The organism is Agrobacterium sp. El2ro-1b (assembly GCF_048298475.1).
Taxonomy (GTDB): domain Bacteria; phylum Pseudomonadota; class Alphaproteobacteria; order Rhizobiales; family Rhizobiaceae; genus Agrobacterium; species Agrobacterium fabrum.
This window is the reverse complement of record NZ_CP103458.1, coordinates 1384484-1407200: the sequence shown is the minus strand read 5'-3', so window position 1 is coordinate 1407200 and position 22717 is coordinate 1384484. Positions and strand designations below refer to the sequence as shown.

25 protein-coding genes are annotated in these 22717 nt (G+C 58.7%); 13 read left to right on the top strand and 12 right to left on the bottom strand.

Going from position 1 to position 22717, the window contains the following annotated elements; genetic code table 11:
* Positions 1-27 precede the first annotated feature (27 nt).
* A complete protein-coding gene (locus NYR50_RS06905) occupies positions 28-462 on the top strand; it encodes a DUF1489 family protein (protein ID WP_418137191.1) in 435 nt (144 codons plus the stop codon).
* A 256-nt stretch (positions 463-718) separates the two neighbouring features.
* Here the strand turns inward: NYR50_RS06905 and NYR50_RS06900 are convergent, their stop codons facing one another.
* From NYR50_RS06900 to NYR50_RS06885, 4 genes are all read right to left on the bottom strand, one after another.
* Positions 719-1327 carry a transglutaminase-like cysteine peptidase gene (locus tag NYR50_RS06900; protein ID WP_006314336.1) on the bottom strand — a complete coding sequence of 203 codons (609 nt, stop codon included), beginning with the start codon at positions 1325-1327 and terminating at the stop codon, positions 719-721.
* Between the two features lie 194 nt (positions 1328-1521).
* Positions 1522-1929 (bottom strand): DUF1993 family protein, encoded by a 408-nt coding sequence (locus tag NYR50_RS06895; protein WP_418137190.1) that lies wholly within the window; start codon positions 1927-1929, stop codon positions 1522-1524.
* Between the two features lie 122 nt (positions 1930-2051).
* Positions 2052-2669, bottom strand: coding sequence for a PilZ domain-containing protein (locus NYR50_RS06890; protein WP_006314338.1), 618 nt, complete (start codon positions 2667-2669; stop codon positions 2052-2054).
* Positions 2670-2851: 182 nt separating this feature from the next.
* Entirely contained in the window at positions 2852-3409 is a 558-nt protein-coding gene (locus tag NYR50_RS06885) for a PAS domain-containing protein (protein ID WP_418137189.1), read from the bottom strand.
* Positions 3410-3764: 355 nt separating this feature from the next.
* Here NYR50_RS06885 and NYR50_RS06880 point away from each other — a divergent pair, with 355 nt between their 5' ends.
* Together NYR50_RS06880 and NYR50_RS06875 are read left to right on the top strand one after the other, a co-directional pair.
* On the top strand, positions 3765-4502 hold the full coding sequence (locus NYR50_RS06880; protein WP_418137188.1) for a rhomboid family intramembrane serine protease: 738 nt from the start codon (positions 3765-3767) through the stop codon (positions 4500-4502).
* A gap of 154 nt (positions 4503-4656) precedes the next feature.
* Positions 4657-5091, top strand: coding sequence for a CBS domain-containing protein (locus tag NYR50_RS06875; protein ID WP_006314341.1), 435 nt, complete (start codon positions 4657-4659; stop codon positions 5089-5091).
* Positions 5092-5170: 79 nt separating this feature from the next.
* On the opposite strand, the gene NYR50_RS06870 is transcribed toward NYR50_RS06875, so the two are convergent.
* The 3 genes from NYR50_RS06870 to folE form a co-directional block, all read right to left on the bottom strand.
* Positions 5171-6109: a patatin-like phospholipase family protein gene (locus NYR50_RS06870; RefSeq protein ID WP_418137187.1), complete on the bottom strand. Its 939-nt coding sequence runs from the start codon at positions 6107-6109 to the stop codon at positions 5171-5173.
* 95 nt (positions 6110-6204) lie between these two features.
* Positions 6205-6657: a phosphoribosyl-AMP cyclohydrolase gene (gene hisI / locus NYR50_RS06865; RefSeq protein WP_418137186.1), complete on the bottom strand. Its 453-nt coding sequence runs from the start codon at positions 6655-6657 to the stop codon at positions 6205-6207.
* 126 nt (positions 6658-6783) lie between these two features.
* Positions 6784-7410: a GTP cyclohydrolase I FolE gene (gene folE / locus NYR50_RS06860; protein ID WP_418137185.1), complete on the bottom strand. Its 627-nt coding sequence runs from the start codon at positions 7408-7410 to the stop codon at positions 6784-6786.
* A 281-nt stretch (positions 7411-7691) separates the two neighbouring features.
* Between folE and NYR50_RS06855 the strand changes: the two genes are divergently transcribed.
* The 4 genes from NYR50_RS06855 (at position 7692) to thrS (ending at position 11152) form a co-directional block, all read left to right on the top strand.
* Positions 7692-8138 (top strand): iron-sulfur cluster assembly scaffold protein, encoded by a 447-nt coding sequence (locus NYR50_RS06855; RefSeq protein WP_418137184.1) that lies wholly within the window; start codon positions 7692-7694, stop codon positions 8136-8138.
* A 3-nt stretch (positions 8139-8141) separates the two neighbouring features.
* Positions 8142-8501: a membrane protein insertion efficiency factor YidD gene (gene yidD / locus NYR50_RS06850; protein ID WP_418137183.1), complete on the top strand. Its 360-nt coding sequence runs from the start codon at positions 8142-8144 to the stop codon at positions 8499-8501.
* Complete coding sequence (locus NYR50_RS06845; protein WP_418137182.1) at positions 8498-9022, top strand: DUF1697 domain-containing protein; 525 nt, start codon at positions 8498-8500, stop codon at positions 9020-9022. The genes yidD and NYR50_RS06845 overlap by 4 nt, the downstream gene beginning before the upstream one ends.
* Before the next feature lie 126 nt (positions 9023-9148).
* Positions 9149-11152, top strand: coding sequence for a threonine--tRNA ligase (gene thrS, locus NYR50_RS06840; RefSeq protein WP_418137181.1), 2004 nt, complete (start codon positions 9149-9151; stop codon positions 11150-11152).
* A 255-nt stretch (positions 11153-11407) separates the two neighbouring features.
* Here thrS and NYR50_RS06835 read toward each other — a convergent pair whose 3' ends face one another.
* Entirely contained in the window at positions 11408-12388 is a 981-nt protein-coding gene (locus NYR50_RS06835) for a hypothetical protein (protein ID WP_418137180.1), read from the bottom strand.
* Between the two features lie 109 nt (positions 12389-12497).
* On the opposite strand from NYR50_RS06835, the gene NYR50_RS06830 reads away from it, so the two are divergent.
* The 3 genes from NYR50_RS06830 to NYR50_RS06820 all read left to right on the top strand — a co-directional run bounded on the left by NYR50_RS06830 (position 12498) and on the right by NYR50_RS06820 (position 14956).
* Positions 12498-13079 (top strand): nitroreductase, encoded by a 582-nt coding sequence (locus tag NYR50_RS06830; protein WP_418137179.1) that lies wholly within the window; start codon positions 12498-12500, stop codon positions 13077-13079.
* The gene (locus tag NYR50_RS06825) at positions 13079-13696 is read left to right on the top strand and encodes a flavin reductase family protein (protein ID WP_174008655.1); all 618 of its coding nucleotides are present in this window, start codon (positions 13079-13081) and stop codon (positions 13694-13696) included. The genes NYR50_RS06830 and NYR50_RS06825 overlap by 1 nt, the downstream gene beginning before the upstream one ends.
* Before the next feature lie 105 nt (positions 13697-13801).
* Positions 13802-14956 (top strand): DUF2336 domain-containing protein, encoded by a 1155-nt coding sequence (locus NYR50_RS06820; RefSeq protein WP_418137178.1) that lies wholly within the window; start codon positions 13802-13804, stop codon positions 14954-14956.
* Between the two features lie 67 nt (positions 14957-15023).
* Here the strand turns inward: NYR50_RS06820 and NYR50_RS06815 are convergent, their stop codons facing one another.
* On the bottom strand, positions 15024-15431 hold the full coding sequence (locus NYR50_RS06815; RefSeq protein ID WP_174008653.1) for a hypothetical protein: 408 nt from the start codon (positions 15429-15431) through the stop codon (positions 15024-15026).
* Between the two features lie 107 nt (positions 15432-15538).
* Here NYR50_RS06815 and NYR50_RS06810 point away from each other — a divergent pair, with 107 nt between their 5' ends.
* Positions 15539-15994, top strand: coding sequence for a GNAT family N-acetyltransferase (locus NYR50_RS06810; protein ID WP_418137177.1), 456 nt, complete (start codon positions 15539-15541; stop codon positions 15992-15994).
* Positions 15995-16395: 401 nt separating this feature from the next.
* On the opposite strand, the gene NYR50_RS06805 is transcribed toward NYR50_RS06810, so the two are convergent.
* Positions 16396-17634: an AI-2E family transporter gene (locus tag NYR50_RS06805; protein ID WP_418137176.1), complete on the bottom strand. Its 1239-nt coding sequence runs from the start codon at positions 17632-17634 to the stop codon at positions 16396-16398.
* Positions 17635-17865: 231 nt separating this feature from the next.
* On the opposite strand from NYR50_RS06805, the gene NYR50_RS06800 reads away from it, so the two are divergent.
* On the top strand, positions 17866-19599 hold the full coding sequence (locus NYR50_RS06800) for an ABC transporter ATP-binding protein (protein ID WP_010971835.1): 1734 nt from the start codon (positions 17866-17868) through the stop codon (positions 19597-19599).
* Positions 19600-19614: 15 nt separating this feature from the next.
* Here the strand turns inward: NYR50_RS06800 and NYR50_RS06795 are convergent, their stop codons facing one another.
* Positions 19615-19842 (bottom strand): hypothetical protein, encoded by a 228-nt coding sequence (locus NYR50_RS06795; RefSeq protein WP_006314358.1) that lies wholly within the window; start codon positions 19840-19842, stop codon positions 19615-19617.
* A 417-nt stretch (positions 19843-20259) separates the two neighbouring features.
* Between NYR50_RS06795 and NYR50_RS06790 the strand changes: the two genes are divergently transcribed.
* Positions 20260-21585 carry an Nramp family divalent metal transporter gene (locus NYR50_RS06790; RefSeq protein ID WP_418137175.1) on the top strand — a complete coding sequence of 442 codons (1326 nt, stop codon included), beginning with the start codon at positions 20260-20262 and terminating at the stop codon, positions 21583-21585.
* A 395-nt stretch (positions 21586-21980) separates the two neighbouring features.
* Here NYR50_RS06790 and NYR50_RS06785 read toward each other — a convergent pair whose 3' ends face one another.
* On the bottom strand, positions 21981-22709 hold the full coding sequence (locus tag NYR50_RS06785) for a hypothetical protein (protein ID WP_418137174.1): 729 nt from the start codon (positions 22707-22709) through the stop codon (positions 21981-21983).
* Between the last annotated feature and the right edge of the window lie 8 nt (positions 22710-22717).

The window sequence follows — 22717 nt, the reverse complement described above, 5'->3', positions numbered from 1 at the left end:
CCGTCGCAAAAAGGCATTGATAGGGGCATGCCTCTACATCTCATTAAACTTTGCGTCGGTGCGGACTCCCTTCAGGATTTGAGGGAATGGGTGGCGCATCGATCCCTGACGGCCATTGCCGCCGGCCTTGAGCCGCATAGCGTCCACACTACCCGTATGATCCCGAAACGGGTCGAGGAACTGCTGGAAGGCGGTTCGCTTTACTGGGTCATCAAGGGACAGGTGCAGGCGCGGCAGAAGCTGCTCGATATCCGCTCCTTCAAGGGGGAAGACGGCATTACCCGCTGCGACCTCATTCTCGGCCCCGAGGTGATCGAGACCTCGCCTGCGCCAAAGCGGCCGTTTCAGGGCTGGCGTTACCTGAAGAATGACGAGGCGCCACGCGATCTCGGTGGCGGCGGTGGCGGGGAAGACATGCCATCCGACCTCAGGCGGGAACTGGCCGAGCTTGGCTTGCTCTGACGTTCCATGGATGAAAATGAAATCCTTGTGTCGCCGGCCGAGTCGATGGTGTCCTGAAAGCTATCCTCCGTCATGCTCGGGCCTGTCCCGAGCATCTGCGACGTCTCAATTGAGTTGGACGTGATCAGATCCTCGGGACAGGCCCGAGGATGACGTCGAGTGTCAGGCGTTCATCGGCAAATGAAAAGCCGGCCCTTGCGGAGCCGGCTTTTTATTTGGGGAGACGGAGACGGTATGCTGTGGGGCTTGCCGTGATTTACCGGATGCCGCCGACCGCAGCGGTGGCGCGGCCGTCCTGAATTTTCACCCAGCGGCCCGGATTGGCCGTGTCCTGACGCTTCAGGTAGGTATATTCGGTTTCCGACCAGTTCATCACCTTGTTGCGCATGTTGTCGAGAACGAAATCGCCACGGTCGGTGCGGACGGTCAGAACGGCGTGGCCTTCGCCATTCGGCTGCAGAACGACGGTGATCAGCAGGTTGGAGGGGGAGAAGCCCTTGTTCATCAGCATCTTGCGCTTCAGAAGCACGAAATCTTCGCAATCGCCGACGGTGGTGGGATAGGCCCAGCGCTCTTCAACGCCATAGATTTCCATGTCGGTCATCGGCGTGATCGTGGTGTTGACGGTGTAGTTGACGTCGAGCATCGTCTTCCAGCGCTCTTCGGTCAGCTGCAACGGGCCGTTGTCCAGCGAGGTCGGCTGGCATTCGCTCTGATAGGTCTGGCAGAATTCATAGTGGCCGATCGGCGGATTGGCCTTGCCGATCACACGCATGACGGCGGCCGGCGAAGCGCTGGCCTGATGGGCGAAGGCGCTGACGATGAATGCGATCAGAGTGAATACGAAACGGTTGTTCTTGTTCATTGCTTGTCTCCCCGTGGTGAGGAGACATTCGCAGTTATATTTTGAGCCGACGGAAATTTAGGTGGGGCAATTTGAGCTTAAATTTCAGCAAATTAGCGGCTATTTTGAACTGTATTTGAGTGAGTTTTTACGCGTTTTTGAGCCAATTTTTATTACAATTTTACGCATTCCCGCTTTAGGTTTTTGGTAGTCATCTAGACCGCTGGATTTAAAGCGGTTTTCCACACCCCGCGATTTTTGTGGTGGCCTGCGGTCGGCTCGCAGGGCTTGGCGAAGACGTGGATTTCCCGTTTTGGGATGAGTGTTTCAGGCTGGAACAGTCCGAAAAGGGCGGCAAAAAAACTTCGAAAAAATCGCATTTTTCTTGGAAAAATCTTTGAAAACCGGCTTTTGCGGTCGCTGGGAGCAATAATCTGGGCCGATCTGGTGCGCAGCTGGCCCTCATAATCGCGTTTTCCGATCGGCACGCCGCGCATGCGCAGGATGGCGTAGGCAGTCACGGTATGGACATGGAAGTTCGGCAGAGAGAACGGGAGAATGAAGGCTTCCGAGGTGAAGCGGCGCTTGCGGGAAGGCGATCTTTGCATCCTGCTCTGGCGCAAGGGGAGAGATAACCCAGCCTGGGGTTACTCTCGACTATGAGGCCATGGCGAAGGGCACCGCGCGCTGAAAATACCGCACGCAGCTTAACGGCGCGAAGCCGCACCATATCCGTTGGACGATCTTAAATGAACTCGATCAGCGCGTCGGGTGATTGCACCCGGTCGAACTCGACTGCGACGCCTTCCATGAAGTGGCGCACGATCTTGCCGCTCATGTTCTTGCCAAGCTGGACCCGGCTGCCGAGCGGCGGCCGGTTTTCGATCTCGATGGCTGCACCCGACAGGGAAAGGTCGATCAGCCGGCAGGCGACGAGCACGCCGTCTTCCAGAACGAGCTGCGCTTTTGCGTTACGCGGCGTCAGGCGATCATGGCGGCGGTCTTCCGGCAGGCCGAGCAACTGGCGTTTGGCGATCCATGCCAGCTGGGCGGCGAGTTTTTCCCGCTTGCGCTCCGGCGCGTTGATGGCGATGAGGAAGCCTGCTGGGGTCAGCGCCGTCACCGTGCCCTCGATCCGGCCAATATGCTGGAGATAGGCGATGACGCGGTCACCATTGCGGGCCATGCCCGAGCAGGTGAACTGCGCCCGTTCGGCGGTCATCTCGGTCGCGGTGCAATCATATTCTTCATGGTCGGGCAACATCAGGCGGCCGGTGAAGGACACACGGACGGCATCGTCGAGGTGGGCTTCCTCAACCGGGCGCATAATTTGGGCGGTGTTGACCGAGCGGGACGAAAACATGAGCAGCGCAATTATAATGAATGATGACGGTAGGTTTCTACATTGCGCGAGTTAACAGACTGTATTCTTTAATCTCTACAATTCTTCTGATCGGTAAAATCGTTACAGCTTTGACCTATTTTTCTTAAAAATCAGCGACAACGGTAACCCTGCGGCCTGGGCATGCGTAGCGGGACAGGTCGTCAGAAGCGTCCCGCAAATGGCGTAGAGGCGGTTTCCATGTCTGCCCGATGCTCTGACGGCGCGATGTCCATGCGCAGCAGGCGGCTGCTTTTCATCGACAGGCAGCGGATGGGTGCGGCGAATTCGTGGCGCGGCCGTTCGGGAAGCAGCGCGCCAAGCAGCCGCGGGGCGGCATCGGCATCCGTGCGGAGCGGCAAAAGCAGCATTTCGAACGCCAATGGTACCGCGCCATAATCGTCTTCCGCTTCGACATCGAAGACAACGGGCAATTGATGGTGCAGGATGCCGCGCGCCACCCGGCAGGGGAAAATGGCATTCACCTGATGCCACAGCTCCGAAAACGGCCGGTCGCGTAATTCCCGGCCGAACAGGTCGCAGAGACGCGTGCCCGCAAGGCGGAAGAAAGGGGTGGCCTCTCCTTTGTCCGTGAGGATGAAAAGATCGCCAAGATGGGTTTTGAGTTTTGCGGGATTGATATCCTCGCGACGCGGCGCGGATCTGCTGCCGCGCAATTCATCCCAATAGGCATATATGTCCAGTCCGGCCATGCTTTTCATAGCATTTCTCCTTGTTCGCTTTTGGGACATCATGTCCATCCGAACGTCTGTAATTCTATGTGTAGCGATTTTCGTGCCAACCGGATTTGTTAAGGTTAACAAATGGTTGAGATTGTCTGGCGACCACAGTCATGGCATCCGTTCCGCCATGTCGGGGGAACTCTCCCTTCAGCACAATTGATGGCGCCGCCCGTGATTCCAAGGGCGTGCCGGCAAGCCGGACCGCCCGTGGCTCGGCGCTCGAACCGGTTGCGGTTCGGCGTCGCGTACTACAAAGGCGGGACGGCTTTTTTTTCGTTCGGGCTTCCTATATTGCTCGGGGAACACCAATTTCGACCAAAACAGGGATGGGATCATGTCCTATGAGGACGGCGAACAGCCGCCGGTTTCGGAAACGCCGGAACCGAAAGACGACACGAACAATCCCATCTTCAACCTGCCGGGGCTGCTCGTCGGCATATTGGCAGCGCTGGCCATTGCCTATGTCGTTCCTGCCTACCTCCTTTCCGAGGAAGGCAATGGCTGGTTCATCTTCACCTTCGGCTTCATTCCGCTGCGTTATGCGGTGCCTTTTTCTCAGCAGGGGCTGGAATGGCTCTGGACGCCGGTGACTTATTCTTTCCTGCATGGCGGCATCGAGCATATTCTCTTCAACGGCCTGTGGCTGATGGCCTTCGGCGCGCCGGTTCTGCGCCGGATCGGAACAGTGCGCTTCGTGCTGTTATGGTGCATTTCCGCCGCCGTTTCGGCCTTTGGTCATGCGGCTTTGAACTGGGGTGATGTCACGGTGCTGATCGGCGCGTCCGGCGTCGTTTCGGCGCTGATGGGGGCGGCCTGTCGTTTCGCCTTTCCCGTACGCGGTGGCTACAGCGCCTCCTTCGGCCATCTGATGCCGCGGCAGAGCATTCTTGCGGCGCTTTCCAACCGCACCGTGCTGATCTTCACGCTGATGTGGCTGTTCGGCAATGTGCTGATTGCAGTCGGCGTGCCGCTATTCGGTGATGTCGGTGGCCAAATCGCCTGGGATGCACATGTCTTCGGCTTCCTGCTCGGCTTCCTGTTCTTTAGCCTTTTCGATCGCCCGTCACGTTAAGCCGATCACGCTCCTTGTCGGCTTCGGCGCAAATTTGCTTGTGCGCGTCCCATCCGGGATTGCATTCATGCGGGCCTCAGCGCACCATACCGCATGATTTGCAACCGCCGGGGGAGACTGCGGCACTGCAAATCGCTGCAAAGAGGAGGAAGGCATGGCAACATTCGTAAAGGATCTTCTCGACCGCAAGGGCCGGGATGTCGTGACTGTCGGTCCCGACGTCAGCATCGGTGAGGCGGCGGGCACACTGCATGCGCACAAGATCGGTTCCGTCGTCGTGACAGACGCGGATGGTGTGGTTCTCGGCATCTTCACCGAGCGCGATCTCGTGAAGGCCGTTGCAGGCCAGGGTGCGGCTTCCCTTCAGCAGTCCGTCTCCGTCGCCATGACCAAGAATGTGGTGCGCTGCCAGCACAATTCCACCACCGATCAGCTGATGGAAATCATGACCGGCGGACGCTTCAGGCATGTCCCGGTTGAAGAAAATGGCCGCCTTGCCGGCATCATCTCCATTGGCGACGTGGTGAAGGCGCGGATCGGCGAAATCGAGGCCGAGGCCGAGCATATCAAGGCCTATATTGCCGGATGATCCCATTTGTCATGCAAGGTGGGTTCTGGCGGGCATTCCGACGAGGAACTGACACGGTGAGGAGGCGAGGGGCTCGCCTTCAGCGCCGGAATGCCTGCTGCATGCGCTCGAGTTCGGGAATACGCGCGCGCGTTTCCTGATATCCGCGGTCAATGGCTTCGCTGGCGCGATGGAATTCCGACAGGCCGATATCGTTGATGCGCGGATGGAGCATGAGGTCGGGCGGATCGCCCGCCAGGCGCGAGCGCGAAATCCTGTCCTGAATGATGTTGAAGGCCTGCACCATGACGCCCGGCAGGCCGGGACGCGGCGCCGTTTCCGCGGGCGGTGTGCCGCCGCCCTGTGGTGAGGCCGCGTGTTTGACCACGGCGGAACGGCCGAAAAGATCGTAATTGAGGTTCACCGCAACGACCAGCGCCTGCTCATAGGCCCGGCAGACGGAAACGGGCACGGGATTGACGAGCGCGCCGTCGATCAGGGTACGGCCATTGCATTGCACGGGCTCGAAGATGCCGGGCAGCGCATAGGAGGAGCGCAGCGCGGTGACGAGATCGCCCTGATGGATCCAGACCTCATGGCCTGTGCGCAGTTCCGTGGCGACAGCGATAAAGGGGTGGTCGAGGTTTTCGACGCGCAGACCTTCCAGATGTTCCTGCATGCGCTTGGTCAGCCGCATGCCGCGGAAGAGGCCACCGCCGCCGATCGTCAGGTCGAGCAGGCCGGCAATGCGGCGCATCGTCAGCGACCTGGCGAATTCTTCCAGTTCATCGAGCTTACCCGCGAGATAACAACCGCCCACCAGCGCGCCGATCGAGGTGCCGGCGATCATGCCGATCTTCACGCCCGCTTCGTCCAGCGCCCGCAGCACGCCGATATGGGCCCAGCCGCGGGCCGCCCCGCCGCCAAGGGCGAGCGCTATTCTGCGCGTATCGACAATCTGGGTGACGGGCGGCTCATTGCCGGTGGCTTCGGGATTTCCAGCCGCAAGATTATTGTGACGATTTCCCCATCCCAACATTGGTCGCATTCCCTGCCTGCCTTTCAGGTTCCGCCCTTATCCCCGGAGCCTGCTATATTGGTAGCAAATTGGTGCGGCCGATGGAAGGTCGCCGATTATGTATTCGAATAGGTGGTGGCCGGATCGAAATGGCGGGTATCGTCGGTGATTTTCGTCACAGCATCGCCGTTTGATAGCTCGACAGCGCGGTAAAAGCATGAGCGGCGGCCGGTATGGCAGGTCGCGTCATGGCCGGCGACGGAGACCTTCAGCCATACGGCATCCTGATCGCAATCGGTGCGGAATTCCTTCACCGTCTGCAGGTTGCCGGAGGTTTCGCCCTTCTTCCAGATCTTGTCGCGGGAGCGGCTGTAATAATGCGCGATGCCGGTCTCGAGCGTCAGCGACAGGGCTTCCGCATTCATATGGGCGACCATCAGCAATTCGCCATCGCGCGCATCGGTAACCACGGCGGTGACGAGGCCGTGGGCATCGAATTTCGGCGAAAAGAGACCTGCGTTTTCGAGCACTTCCTTGTCCGCAGGCGCGGACGGAAAGGGAATGGACATGGCTACCCCGGGGAGAAAAGCGGAAGGTTTCAAAGCGGCGGAGGACATGGAATCAGTCCGCCACTCCAAAATTTTGTGTGAGCAGCGGGTTTCAGGAAACCCGCGCTACAGTTTCCGGTCCGATGTTCAGCGGTTCCGCACCATGGTCATGAAGCGCACCTGCTCGGCCGGATCGTTCTTGAACGTGCCGGTGAAGCTGGTGGTCAGCGTCGTGGACCCTTGCTTGTTTACGCCGCGCATGGACATGCACATATGTTCGGCGTCGATCATGACGGCCACGCCACGCGGTTTCAGCGTTTCTTCGATCGATCTTGCGATCTGCGCCGTCATGTTTTCCTGCGTCTGCAGGCGGCGGCCGAAGATTTCGACGACGCGGGCGATCTTCGACAGGCCAAGCACACGGCCGGCCGGAAGATAGGCGACATGCGCCTTGCCGACGATCGGCACCATATGGTGCTCGCAATGGGAGAAGAAGGGGATGTCGCGCACCAGCACCACATCGTCATAACCGCCGACTTCCTCGAAGGTCGTGCCAAGCACGTCCTGAACATTCAGCTCATAACCGGCAAAAAGCTCGCGATAGGCTTTGGCGACGCGCTTCGGCGTATCCAGAAGTCCTTCGCGGGTCGGATTTTCTCCTGCCCAGCGCAGGAGAACGCGCACGGCTTCTTCCGCTTCGGCCTGGCTTGGGCGAGCTTCGGCCACGTCTGGTTTTGCGCCAGCGCCGGGGAAATTCTTCACGATCGCATCCATTCCGTCTCTCCCGATGCGGGTAAAGGCCGCACCTGAATTCGTTTTTCATCGCGAACTCATGTTCGCAGCTGCTGCTATCTGGTTGTTTTACAGCATTTTGGCAAGACCGATGCTGTTTTTTCGGTATCGGAGCCGTTAATTTGATCACGGCTTGATGTCCAGAAAGCTCGTTAGCATATAATGAGAATGAAGGGCAGGAAAGCTTCACTGCGACAAACGCTGTGTTTGAAAAATCTGACCTGTCCCGTTTTGGGCATTTTTGAGCGCGCCGGACACTTTCGATGGACGATATCTACAATAATCGCATTCTGGAATTTGCAGGGAATATCCCATTGACGGGAGTTCTCGATGATGCCGATGCCAGTGCTGAAAAACACTCGCGGTTATGCGGCTCTAAACTCAAGGTCTATCTGAAGGTCGAAGACGGCACCGTGACGGCTTTTTCGCATGAAGTGCGTGCGTGCGCACTGGGGCAGGCCTCGGCCTCCATCATGGCGCATCACATTGTCGGGGCTTCCACCGGCGAAATCCGGCAGGCGCGGGAAGATATGCTCGCCATGCTGAAACAGGACGGTGAAGGGCCGACGGGCCGTTTTGCGGACATGCGAGTGCTTTTGCCGGTCAGGGATTTCAAGGCGCGCCACGCTTCCACCATGCTGACCTTCGAGGCGGTGGTCGATGCGCTCGACCAGATCGAAGGCCGGCCGGCTCTCAACGTTGCGGGTTAGTCGATGTGCGGCGAACCGGGCTGCCGGCATGAGAAGACAGCGGCGAAAGCCGGGCGATCGCGCAATTGGGCGGGCAGCTTTGCGAAGACACCGGGACGGCTTTTCGGCGTCGGCTTCATCAGGCTTTATCAGCTGACGCTATCGGGCTTTGTCGGCAACTCCTGCCGTCATATTCCCACCTGTTCCGAATATGGCTATGAGGCGATTGCCCGCCATGGGCTCTGGGCTGGCGGCTGGATGGCGCTGTTTCGTGTGGCGCGCTGCGGCCCTGGCGGCACCAGCGGGCTGGATCCGGTGCCGGAAGAACTCGATGGCAGCAAGCGCTGGTGGATGCCGTGGCGTTATTGGAGCCGGCATCGATGAATGACTATGTGGCCCTGCTGCACAGCATCGTGCTCGGCCCCGGCAAGCGGCTCATCATGGCCGATCTCAGGACACTGGCGGAAGAGTTGGGATTTGCCGACTGCAGGACGCTTGTCGCGACCGGAAATCTGGTTTTTAGCACTGAGGCGGCACCTGTTCGCGCGATCGAGGACAGGCTGGAGCGTGCCTTTGAGGCCCGTTTCGGCAAACATGTCGATATTCTCGTTCGTTCGGGTAGCGACTGGCTGAAACTGGCGGAGGACAATCCGTTTCCGCACGGCAATCCGCCTGACGTCTGCGTTCGGGTCATGCGGGAGCCGCTGGACGGGAACGTTCTCGGATTATTCGACAAGTCCCGTCAGCGGGAAGAGGTTGCCGTGGTCGGCGGCGACCTGTGGATCGATTTTCAGGGTAAACCAAGCGAGAGCCGGCTGCTGTCGGTCCTGACCACCAAACGGCTTGGTATCGGCACGACCCGCAACGCCAATACGGTCAATGGTCTCGCGGAAATGCTTCGCTGACCTGCCCTTCACCTTTGACTGGAATGGCAAAAGCCTTTATCAGCCTGCCTGTTCGCTTATCGCGGGCAGATCATTATTCCAACACCACCCGCATTCGTTGGCGGGACTGGACAGGAGCACGAGACGATGTCTGAAGCCATTTCCCTTACATTTCCCGATGGATCCGTGCGCAGCTACCCCGCCGGTACGACCGGCCGTGAGGTCGCCGAATCCATCTCAAAATCGCTTGCCAAGAAGGCCGTCGCCATTGCGCTTGACGGCACCGTGCGCGATTTGTCCGAGACCATCACCGATGGCAAAATAGAGATCGTCACGCGTGAAGACGGCCGTGCGCTGGAGCTCATCCGCCACGATGCCGCTCACGTCATGGCGGAAGCCGTGCAGGAACTGTGGCCCGGCACGCAGGTGACGATCGGTCCTGTCATAGAGAACGGCTTTTATTACGACTTCGCCAAGAACGAACCCTTCACGCCGGAAGATCTGCCGAAGATCGAGAAGCGGATGAAGGAGATCATTCAGCGCAACAAGCCGTTCACCCGCGAAATCTGGTCGCGCGAAAAGGCCAAGGAAGTTTTTGCCGCCAAGGGTGAGAACTACAAGGTCGAGCTGGTCGATGCCATTCCTGAAGGTCAGGACCTTAAGATCTATTATCAGGGCGACTGGTTCGATCTCTGCCGTGGTCCGCATATGGCCTCGACGGGCCAGATCGGTACGGCCTTCAAGCTGATGAAGGTGGCCGGCGCCTATTGGCGTGGTGATAGCAACAATGCGATGCTGTCGCGCATCTACGGCACCGCCTGGGCGACGCAGGAAGAGCTCGACAATTATCTGCACGTGCTGGCCGAAGCCGAAAAGCGCGACCACCGCCGCCTTGGCCGCGAAATGGACCTGTTCCATTTCCAGGAAGAAGGTCCGGGCGTGGTGTTCTGGCACGGCAAGGGCTGGCGCATGTTCCAGACGCTGACGGCCTATATGCGCCGGCGTCTCGCCAATACCTATCAGGAAGTCAATGCGCCGCAGGTGCTGGACAAGTCGCTGTGGGAAACCTCCGGTCACTGGGGCTGGTATCAGGAGAACATGTTCGCGGTGAAATCCGCCCATGCCTTTACCCATCCCGATGACAAGGAAGCCGATCAGCGCGTCTTTGCCTTGAAGCCGATGAACTGCCCCGGTCACGTTCAGATCTTCAAGCATGGCTTGAAGTCTTACCGCGAAATGCCTGTGCGTCTTGCAGAATTCGGCAACGTGCATCGTTATGAGGCGTCGGGTGCGCTGCACGGCCTGATGCGCGTTCGCGGCTTTACGCAGGACGATGCGCATGTCTTCTGCACCGAAGAGCAGATGGCGGCGGAATGCCTGCGCATCAACGACCTGATCCTCTCCGTCTATGAGGATTTCGGTTTCAGCGAGATCGTCGTCAAGCTTTCGACGCGCCCGGACAAGCGCGTGGGTTCCGACGATCTCTGGGATCGCGCCGAAAGCGTGATGCTGGAGGTTCTAAAGACCATCGAGGAGCAGTCCGGCGGCCGCATCAAGACCGGCATCCTGCCGGGCGAGGGTGCGTTCTACGGGCCGAAGTTCGAATATACGCTGAAGGACGCCATCGGCCGTGAATGGCAGTGCGGCACGACGCAGGTCGACTTCAACCTGCCGGAACGTTTCGGCGCCTTCTACATCGACCAGAATTCGGAAAAGACGCAGCCGGTGATGATCCATCGCGCCATCTGCGGCTCCATGGAGCGCTTCCTCGGCATTCTGATCGAGAACTTCGCCGGTCACATGCCGCTCTGGTTCGCGCCGCTTCAGGTCGTGGTCGCGACGATCACCTCGGATGCGGACGATTACGGCCGCGAGGTTGCCGAAGCGCTGCGCGAGGCGGGCATGGCGGTGGAAACCGACTTCCGTAACGAGAAGATCAACTACAAGGTCCGCGAACACTCGGTGACCAAGGTTCCGGTGATCATCGTCTGCGGCCGCAAGGAAGCGGAAGAGCGCACCGTCAACATTCGCCGTCTCGGTTCGCAGAACCAGACGTCGATGTCGCTCGAAGAGGCGATCACCAGCCTTGTGGACGAGGCGACGCCGCCGGATGTGAAGCGCAAGCTTGCGGCGAAAAAGCAGGTTGCCTGATAACAGTTACGGCCCCTTCGGGGGCCGTTTTTGTTTGCGGGGCGATGTTTTTAGGCGGTGCTAACAGTGGCAGAAAAGGAGCATCCGCACTCCGTCACCCCGGACTAGATCCGGGGTCCAGTGCGATCAAGTCTTTGATCGCGAAAGACTCCTCTCACGACGCAGACGCGTCGTGGCTGGATGCCGGATCCAGTCCGGCATGACGGAGGAGAGCTTTTCGGATTTCGCCACCTGTCTCAGGATCGGCTTCGCGACCTACTCAAAATCCCCGGTCATGTCTTCCGGCGCCTGGTCCTTCATCAGCACTTCCACATCCGAATCCCGGCCGGACGTGACCTTGAAGTTGCGCTGGTAGACCTTTTCCTTGTTGCGGGCGATGGCGGTATATTCGCCTTCGGCCAGCACCATGGTCGAAAAGGCGCTGACGCTTTCATTCACCACGTCGCCGCCGCCGTTCAGCACCGACCAGGCCGTATCGGCAATGGCTTCGCCGCCGGCTTCGGAGACGAGCTTGAGAGTGATCTGTGCTGCCTGGTGCTGCAGCGTCGCTTCGGTCAGCTTGCCGGCTTCGACCTGGATATCGGCGCGCACCACCGCGTTGACGTTGCCATATTCGGAAACCACATGATAGGTGCCGGCATTCAGCCGCACGATGGTGTTGGGCTTGATATCGGCCATCACGAGGCCGCGTTCGCCATCCGGACGGGCGTCGGAGGAATAGACGGAGAATTTCAGCTGGTTGCCGGAAATCTGCTTGTCGGAGCCTGCAATCGCATTCAGCACGAAGCCGCCGGCATCGAGGATCAGCACCTGTTTCTGGACATTACCGGAGGCCGGCACGTTGAGCTTCTTGGTAACGCCCGCACGGCCGAAGGCGACGTTGACGAAATATTCGCCGGGCACGAGATGAAACTGCGCCGAACCACCCTCGGAACTTGCCAGCATCGGCAGCTTGCCGTCAGTGCCCGGAATGGGGCTGAAGACACGCCAGGAGAGGCCTTCCTTCACCGCGTCGCCTTCGCTCGTCAACTTCGCTTCCATGGCGATATCGCGCGCGGTGCTTGTCGGGGCATCGGGAGCGGAAGGGGCGGTGAAAGCGTTGAGTTTGGGCATTTTCGGCGTGCCGCCGAGCTGCTTGAAGTCTTTAAAGGCATCCTGCGAAAAGGCCGCTTCCGATAAAACGCCGATCGCGGCGAACGCAATGGCCAGACGTGCCGCGATTTTGATTGCCGACATTTTCGATACCGATTGACTTCTTGTTTTTCCCGGATCACTTCAAAACCAATGCCATGGCTATTTCAAGGCCCTAGTTTCGCGATGACAGCAGAATGGAAGATTTTTGATCATGACCAGCGATATCAAGCTCCTCGATTACCTCAGGGTTCGCCGCTCCACGCCGGCCCTGCAACTCAGCGAACCCGGCCCTTCGAAAGGGGAAATCGAGGAAATCCTGCGCCTTGCCGTGCGCGTGCCCGACCATGGCAAGCTCGCCCCCTGGCGCTTCGTCGTTTATCGCGGCGAGGAGCGGGTGCGTCTCGGTGAGGCGGCGCTCAGGATCGCGCGCGAGAAGAACCCCGATCTCGATCTGCAGCAGCAGGAGGTGGAACGCACGCGCTTCACCCGCGCGCCTGTCGTCATCGCCGTCATCAGCACCGCAAAACCGCATTTCAAAATCCCGGAATGGGAGCAGATCATGTCCGCCGGCGCGGTGTGCCTCAACGTCATCTTCGCAGCCAATGCCAGCGGTTTTGCTGCTAACTGGCTGACGGAGTGGCTTGCTTTCGACCCGGCCTTCCTTGCGGAGATCGGCGTCAGCGGAGAAGAGAAGGTCGCGGGTTATATCCACATCGGCTCGACGACATTCCCGCCGGTGGAGCGGCCACGCCCCGAGTTGGCGGATGTCGTCACCTGGGTTGGTGACGTCTGATGTTCTATACGACCGACACCAATCAGCACGGCCTGCCGCATGATCCATTCAAGGCGATCGTCGCGCCGCGGCCGATCGGCTGGATCGGTTCGAAGGGCAGGGAGGGTGTCTTGAACCTCTCTCCCTATTCCTTCTTCAACGCGATTTCGGACAGGCCGAAGCTCGTCATGTTTTCCTCGAGCGGCCGCAAGGACAGCCTGCGCAACGTCGAGGAGACCGGCGTCTTTACCGCCAATCTCGTCAGCCGCCATCTTGTCGACCGGATGAACGCGTCTTCCGCGCCGGTTGCGTATGATGTCGATGAGTTCGCCCTTGCCGGTCTCACCGCCGTTGACGGGCGGGTGGTCGATGCACCCTTCGTGCGCGAAGCTCTGGCGGTTCTGGAGTGCCGGGCGACGCAGATCCAGCAGCTCACCGATATCGACGGCAAACCGACCGAATCATGGATGGTGATCGGGCAGGTCATGGCGATCCATATCGATGAGACGATCATTCGGGATGGCCGCATCGATATGGGGCTTGCGCGTCCGGTGGCGCGCATGGGCTATATGGATTATTGCGATGGCGGCAGCGATGTATTCCAGCTACAGCGCCCCTCTGCTGCGCCGTCAGTATAATCCTTCGCCGGCAAGGGTTAAATTTTATGGTGAACCAAACGTAAACCATTTGTGCCTAGAGTTTCATACATGGTGGCGGCGATGATGCAGTCATCCAGTGTATGAATGTGTTTCGAGGCTCAGGTGATCGTACAGGCATTTCTTCGCTGGTCTGAAAAGGCCGGATCGGGCGAGCGGGCAAAAGCCGCCAATGCGCTCGGCCGTGCCTATCTGCAGGCCGACATGGCGCGGGAAAACCGCGATGCCGCCTATATGGCGATGACCTATCTGCTGGATGATCCTTCACCGCGTGTGCGGCTGGCGCTTGCCGAGGCGCTGGCGGATGCCCATGACGCACCGCGCGCTATTCTCGTTTCGCTTGCCGAAGATCAGCCGGAAATCGCCTGCACGGTGATTGCCCGTTCGCCGGTTCTCGGTGAGGCCGATCTGGTCGATCTGGCCGGGCGCGGCGAAAGCCTGACGCGTTCCCTGATCGCTGCAAGACCGGGCCTGCCGCGTGGCGTCTGCGCAGCGCTCGCCGAGGTCGGTGACCTGCCGGAAACCTTCATCCTGCTCGAAAATGACGATGCCTTCATCACGCCGTTTTCGCTGCGGCGCATTGCCGAGCGTCACGGCTCGAATGCCGACATCCGCGATCTCCTGCTTCGCCGTGAGTCGCTGCCTGCCGATGCGCGCCACCTGCTGGTGGGCCGCATCAGCGAAGCGCTCGCCGGGTCGGGGCTCGTCAATGCGATGATCGCCCGCAACCGCGCCGACAGTCTGTTTCGGGAAGCGGAAGATTCCGCCACCATTCTCATCGCTGCCGGCGTTTCTTCACCGGAACTGCCGGCGCTGGTGGAGCATCTTCGCCAGCGGCTGGAGCTGACGCCTGCGCTGCTGATCCATGCCGTCTGTTCGGGCCGGCTGGAGTTCTTCACGGCGGCAATGGTCAATCTCTCCGGTCTGGATGACCGCAAGGTGCGGGCCATTCTGGCAACCGGGCGGCCGCATGCGCTGAAGGCCCTGTTCCAGTCGATCGGCCTTTCGGGTGATGTCGTCGACGTCTTCATTGCGGCAACGCTGATGTGGCGCCGCGCCGCCCGTTCGCAGCTTTCGGAAGCGGCGGCCTCCGTCTCGGCCGAATTGCTGGCGCATTTCCGCGACGTCAGCGGCTCGGAAACGTTGTTCGAACTGCTGCATGCCGTGCGCAAGCTCGCCATTGCGGAAGAGCGGCAAAAGGCCCGCTATTATGCGGAAGCACTTTCGGTCGAGGCGGCGTGAGGGCTGAGCATTTTTGCAATGCTCAGCTGCGATATCCACCACAACAGCCCAAAGTCATCACCCGCAATCACTTATCGAATCGCTTGGCAATCCACGAATAGCTGTTTTCAACCATCCTCACCGGCGTTCCCAGAAAGTGCTTTATGCCCTCGGTGGAAGGAAGGATGCGGCTGACGCGGCCGATCGCCTGTTTGGTGAGGCTTTCCTCTTCCTTCGGCGTAACCTCTGCGGTTGCCTGCTGTGCATTGGCGGGAGGCTGTGTGCCGGCCGTCTGCGGGGTCTGCTCACCCGGTGTCTGGCACACGGCCACCACGACCGGATAGGAGGCGTTAGCGAAGCGTTCCAGCTCCTTTTCCGACACGGCGTCGCACAGTTCGATGCTCGTCCAGCGCTGCTGTGAAGTCGCGAGGTAATGGCAATCGGTGGCGCTGTCGTCGCAGCCAAGGAAGGTCATGAGAACGAGGGCTGTTTTCATGGGGTGTGGTTGCCTCTGTCGGGAATAATGCTCTAGAAACTCATCTATCCCGATTGCAGTGACATTACGACGAAATACGCATTTTTTGAAAGAAAGCAGGCATCGCATTGGCCATCGAAATCAAGCTTGAAACGCCGCGCCAGGAAGCCGTTCTGCGCCTCATCGATCTCTCCAACACCTATATGGCCTCGCTTTACCCCGCCGAGAGCAATCACCTGGTCGATATCGGCGCGCTCGAGAAGGACAATGTCTCGTTTTTCGTGGCGCGGCACGATGGCCGAGTCGTCGGCTGCGGCTCGCTGGTGGAGGCGGGTGACGGCACGGCGGAGGTGAAGCGCATGTTCGTTGATCCCGAGGCGCGGGGATTGCGGATCGGCCAGCTGATCATGGACACGCTTGTTGCGCGTGGCATGGAGCTTGGTCTCTCCGCCATACGGCTCGAAACCGGCATCAGCCAGCCGGAGGCGATCGGCCTTTACCGCAAGGCGGGATTTGTGGAGATCGAGGCCTTTGCGCCCTATAAGCCCGATCCGCTCAGCCTGTTCATGGAGAAGGTGCTTTAAGTCTACGGCACAGGTTCGCCGCGACCTTGCAGTGTCCGGAACGAAGGAATTGACACGCCATGAAAAGTAGCGCGGACGACGGACAACAGATCGCGTCAAACACTCCAACGTCATCCTCGGGCTTGTCCCTGTTATCTGCAACCGATTGATTTTTCGACGTGATTAGATCCTCGGCACAGGGCCGAGGATGACGCCGATGGTGTATTTACCGTTCCCAACCCGTTTCAGACCTCAATGAGAACTTAAACTTGAGGCTGACGGCAACGTACCGAAAATCAAATCCCGTACCGGAGAACCGATAAGTCGTAGATGCGCGAAACGAGCCCGAGCATGGACGGATGCAAGATTCGCGGATTATCTATCTTTATCCAAACCGCGGCATCTGCCTCAGGCTTCACCAATCAAAAAGCCGCTTTCCGAAACGCTGTCGTTTCGTCGTTGTCGTCCTCATGCGAAACAGCCTCCGTGGCCGGATCGTTCTGTGTGAGCGGCGGAGGCGGAAGCTCGGCGCTGACGGCAGCGGAAATTTCCACTTCACGCACCCATTCGCGCCAGATCGCGACCAGCAGCGCCATCAGCACCGGGCCGATGAAGAGGCCGAGGAAGCCCATGGTCTTGACGCCGCCGACGAGGCCGAAAAAGGTCGGCAGGAAGGGCAGCTTGATCGGGCCGCCGACGAGCTTCGGGCGGATGGTCTTGTCGACGATGAAGAGTTCGACCGAACCCCAGACGAACAGCGCCAGCCCGTGTGCGGGCGAGCCGCTGGCGACCAGATAGATCGAGACGAGCGTGAAGGAGAGCGGCGCGCCGCCCGGAATGAGGGCCATGACGCCGGTGAGCACGCCGAGCGTGACGGGCGAGGGCACGCCGGCGATCCAGTAGGCGATGCCAAGGATGATGCCTTCGCCGATGGCGATCAGCGTCATGCCCGTGACGGTGGAGCTGATGGTGGCGGGCACGACGCGGGAGATGCGTTCCCAGCGCGTCGGCAGGATGCGCTCACCCACGAGATCGATCTGGCGGGTGAAGCCGGCGCCGTTGCGATACACGAAGAACAGCGCGATCAACATGAACAGCAGGGTCAGCACCAGATGGAACGCGCCGTTGCCGGCGGCGAGGATCGCCCGGTAGATATTGCCGATATTGGCACCGCTGACGAGCTGGATCACTTCGCCGATGGCGCCCGGCGTGCCGATATATTTCACCCATTGTTCGCCGAGCCAGGGGCCGATGCCCGGCAGCGCCGCGATCCAGTCCGGCACGGGAGCGCCCGCCTTGTTGACATGCACCGCCCAGCCGAACCATTCGCGGATTTCGGTTGCCGTATAGGAGGCGGCGATGAAGATCGGCACCACGAGGAAGGCGATGATGAGGATGATGGCAATGGTGGCGCCGAGCGTGGTGTTGCCGCCCACCTGCCGCAAAAGCCGCGTATAGACCGGCCAGCTGGCGAAACCGATGACGAGGGCAGCGAGAACCGGAACCAGAAAGCCGTTGAAGAAATAGATGCCCGCAAGGACGACCAGAAGGAGCAGCCAGCGCGCAGCCGATATGGGCGGTATCAGGGCGATCCGCGTCGGGCTGGCGGGACCAAGCCATCTCGGTTCGCCATTCTGCTTACGGCTGTCAATGTTACTCACGGCAGGCTCTTTCTCGCATTCTCCCCTCAAAGGGGTGCATTCACTTTGTCACACCGATACATATAAGTGCAATATAACCGGATCACATTACCGTTGTGTGTTTATTGCGGAAGCTATTGAACGATTTTGGTAAAAATAGAACATCGGTCTTGGCGCGCGCATTGAAATATGACAATTAAACTCCCGTTTTCCGCGGCGTCAGATTGCCGCGCCCGATCTCCAGGTCATGCCATGCTTCGCCGTTTCTTCGCCTATTACCGTCCCTATCGCGGTCTGTTCATTCTCGATTTTTCCTGCGCGGTCCTGTCGGGCGTGCTCGAACTCGGTTTTCCGATGGCGGTGAAGGCCTTTGTCGACGTGCTTCTGCCGGGCGGCCAATGGGGGATCATCCTCGCCGCCTCGGTGGGTCTGCTGGTCATTTATGTGCTGAATACCGGGCTGATGGCGACCGTCACCTATTGGGGACACATGCTCGGCATCAATATCGAAACCGACATGCGGCGGCTGGCCTTCGATCACCTGCAAAAACTCTCGTTCCGTTATTTCGACAACCAGAAGACCGGCCATCTGGTCGGGCGGCTGACCAAGGATCTGGAAGAGATCGGCGAGGTGGCCCATCACGGCCCGGAGGATCTGTTCATCGCCATCATGACCTTCATCGGCGCTTTCCTGCTTATGATGTCGGTCAATGTGCAACTGGCGCTCGTCACCGCCGCCGTCGTGCCGGTCACCGCCTGGGTAACCAGCCGTTATGGCGGCCGCATGACGCAGAATTTTCGCGCGCTTTATGGCCGGGTGGGGGATTTCAACGCCCGTATCGAGGAAAATGTCGGCGGCATGCGGGTGGTGCAGGCCTTCGCCAATGAAGACCATGAACGCTCGCTGTTCGAGAAGGACAACCAGAAATATCGCCGCACCAAGCTGGATGCCTACAAGATCATGGCGGCCAGCACCTCGCTCAGTTATATGAGCATGCGTCTGACGCAGATGATCGTGATGATCTGCGGTGCGTGGTTCGTTCTCAATGGCAGCCTGACGGAAGGCGGCTTTGTCGGTTTCCTGCTGCTGGTCGGCGTGTTTTTCCGCCCGGTGGAAAAGATCAATTCGGTCATCGAGACCTATCCGAAGGGTATTGCCGGTTTCCGCCGCTTCACCGAACTTCTGGATACAGCGCCCGACATCGTCGACGCGCCTGACGCCATCGACGCGCCGGCTCTGTCAGGCGCCATCGAATATCGCCATGTCGGTTTCGGTTATGCCGAGGGCAAACGGGTTCTCGACAATATCGACCTGAAGATCAGCGCCGGCGAGACCGTGGCCTTTGTCGGCCCCTCCGGTGCGGGCAAGACGACGCTCTGCTCGCTGCTGCCGCGCTTTTACGATGTCACCAGCGGTTCGATCACCATCGATGGCATCGACATCAGGAAAATGAAGCTCGCCTCGCTGCGCAACCAGATCGGCATCGTGCAGCAGGATGTTTTCCTGTTCGGCGGCACGATCCGCGAGAATATCGAATATGGCCGGCTTGGCGCATCCGATGAGGAAATCATGGATGCCGCAAGGCGCGCCCGTCTCGATGGCGTCATCGAGGCCATGCCGCTCGGGCTCGACACCGTCATCGGCGAGCGCGGCGTGAAGTTGTCGGGCGGGCAGAAGCAGCGTCTTGCCATTGCCCGCATGTTCCTCAAAAACCCGCCGATCCTCATTCTCGATGAGGCGACCTCGGCGCTCGACACGGAAACCGAACGCGCCATTCAGCAATCGCTGACGGAGCTTGCCAAGGGCCGGACCACGCTCGTCATCGCCCACCGGCTGGCGACGATCCGTGATGCCTCGCGCATCGTGGTGGTGGACCAGACCGGCATTGCCGAAACCGGCGCCCATGCCGAGCTTCTGGCCGCCAAGGGCCACTACAGCCGGTTGCACGAGGCCCAATTCAGCGGGCATCTGGCGGGCCTGAGCTAACGCCTGGTTTTGCGCTTACCCGCCGTTTTCCGCAGCCTGTTCCTCCACGATGCCGGGGTTCGGCTCCGGCTTGCCGGGATGGCTGGTGACCAGGTAACCCATGGCCACCGCCGCGGCGACGATGAACAGCAGGACGATGCCGCTGATCGTCATCAGCCAGTCGCGCGGCCTTCGGTGCGCCATGATATATCTGGGCCATCGGCTCGGATGGTTCGCCAGGCTGAATTTATGGCCGTGTCGCATGAACTTCCTCGGTTATTGAATTGTGTCCTGATCATTCAACGCGGGCGGGTTCGCAGCTGTTCCGAAATGGCCGGGCAGCGGTGATGACAAGGCCGTGAGGGGTGGAAGCCCCGGCTTTCGATAGCTCCCATTCTCCACTGGTCCGTGCGTAGTGATTCTGCACGCGCCGCTAGACGTCTGACTCCGATTTCCGTCATGCAGGCCTTGAGCCGCAGTTCCGGCAGTACGCTTTGGCGTGGCGGGAGGAGCCATTTTCACCTCCAGGCCCCTCGGCCGACTGGTCTCCGGCTTGGGGTTAGAATGACGGGAGGGGGGGGGAGAACCGGCAGTCTTCCGCGAAACTCCGCTTGCCAGTTCCTGTTCTTTATGAGAATGATTTGCAATTGCATTAATTTGATTTCCATGAAAGCTCAGAAGATGGACAAGCCAGTTTTTGGATGGCGACGGAACGGCGATGATCTCTCGCTGTCTGACGTTCACAGTTCGATCCGCATCAAACCGGATGCCAGCACGTTTCGCCGGGCGATGGCCTTTTTTGGCCCCGGCTATCTTGTTGCGGTCGGTTATATGGATCCCGGGAACTGGGCGACCTCGCTCGCCGGCGGCTCCAAATTCGGCTACACGCTGCTGACAGTTGCGCTGGTTTCCAACATCATGGCGATTGTGCTGCAGTCGCTCTGCGCGCGTCTTGCGATTGGTTCCGGGCGGGATCTCGCCCAGGCCTGTCGCGATGCCTATCCGAAACCCGTGGCCATGGTTTTGTGGCTGCTGGCGGAAATCGCCATCATCGCGACAGATATCGCCGAGGTCATTGGTACTGCGATCGGTCTCAACCTGATTTTCGGCATTCCGCTGGAAATCGGCGTCCTCATCACCGCGCTCGATGTGTTCCTGATCCTTTATCTGCAGAGGCTCGGTTTTCGTTGGGTGGAGGCGCTGGTCATCACGCTGCTCGGCGTCATCGCCGTGTGTTTCGCCATTCAGGTGGCGCTGGCCGACCCTGACTGGGGGCAGGTGATCCTCGGTTTTGCGCCGACGACGGAGATTGTCACCAATCCGGACATGCTTTATCTGGCGCTCGGCATTCTGGGTGCGACTGTCATGCCGCATAATCTCTATCTGCATTCGGGCATCGTGCAGACCCGCGAAATCGGCGAGACGCTACCCGAAAAGCGTGAGGCATTGAAATTCGCGACGCTCGATTCCACCATCGCGCTGATGTTCGCTTTGCTCATCAACGCCTCGATCCTCATTCTCGCGGCGGCGACCTTCAACAAGACGGGGCAGACCAATGTCGCCGAACTCGGGGAAGCGCATAGTCTGCTTGCGCCGCTGCTCGGCCTTGCCATAGCGCCGACGCTGTTCGGCGTGGCGCTTTTATGCTGCGGCATCAATTCCACCGTCACGGCAACGCTCGCCGGCCAGATCGTGATGGAAGGTTTCCTCAAGATGCGGCTTGCCCCATGGCTGCGCCGCCTCATCACCCGCGCCATCGCCATCGTTCCTGCCGCTGGCGTCACCATCTTTTATGGCGACAGCGGCACGGGCGAACTGCTGATCCTGACGCAGGTTGTGCTCAGCCTGCAACTTTCCTTTGCCGTCTTCCCGCTTGTGATGTTCACCTCCGACAAGGCCAAGATGGGCGAGCTGAAAGCACCGTTATGGCTCTCGGCTCTTGCGTGGCTGATTGCGGTGGTGATCGCGGTGCTGAATGTGAAGTTGCTGTTTGATTTTATAGGGTGATGGATCGGGGCGTGCCGAAACTCGCCTCTTCAACCTCATTAGGTCGAGGCTTCAACGCCATCAGGAATGAGCTTTGCGTATTCTGATGGTAATTTCCCTGACTCCTCAACGAATAGATTCAACGACCCTGATCGCAGAAGATATGTGAACGGCGTGTGACTCAATCGCTCGCAATTATTGCAATGCACCTGATCTTTCAAGTAAAATAAAGGAGCGTATTTTTTTCTTATTTTCACGTCACTTTGGTCGCACCATTCGCATTTAAATAGAAAATTTATCTGTTTATTGAGTGATCGAGATAAAGAATCTAAACGGCCTTCATAGAGATTTCCGAACAGTCCAACCGATCTAATCAAAATTTCATTGACAGTAATTTCATGTATTGGAAAGTATTTTTAGAACCCTTTCAGGGATAGTTGAAGAATGAAAAAAAGCAGTATGGGCAAAGTATTGTAAACACTATATTTATCATCTCCATGTTCGTAATAAAAAATTCTATTTAGACCAAATTTTGGTGTCGCTAGAGCTGGGTGACGGGTGGTGATAAGGTGCATGGATTTCTGCATATTCAGCTGTAATCCATTGGGTGTTTTTTTATCAAAGACAATTTTATATATTAAATCGCCCGTTGCGAAATCCTGCAAATATAGTTCTTTGATGACGTCATCAAACAAGGATACGCAATCTTTTGGATCTATTTGCATTACCTGTTTTGTTTGAAGTGAACCATCCGCGAAAGATTTTATTAACGCATCATCGTTCTGTATTAGCTTCGAGATAATGATCAAGTTTTCGGTGAGCGGTTTTCGAAGAAGGGCGTACGCGACGTTAAATTTTCTTTTTTCGAAGGCCGTAAGCGCTTCGTAAATGAAATGCATTGTGTCAGCAATCAGCCCCAACAGTATATCTAGCTTTATTGGAGTCGATACTATTCCTCCAGCTTCCGCTACTTTAGTCCATATCGATTCGTCACTTGCACTTTTACCATTTTTCCTTAGTGCATCTTCTAAAAGGTCGTGCCAGAACTCAACGTGCCCAGATTGAGTTGCCTCAACCAATAACCGGGTAATTTCGTCGTGGAGCCAAAAACAGTACTCATGCCGCGGAATTATCTCCCGCGGCATGTATTGAA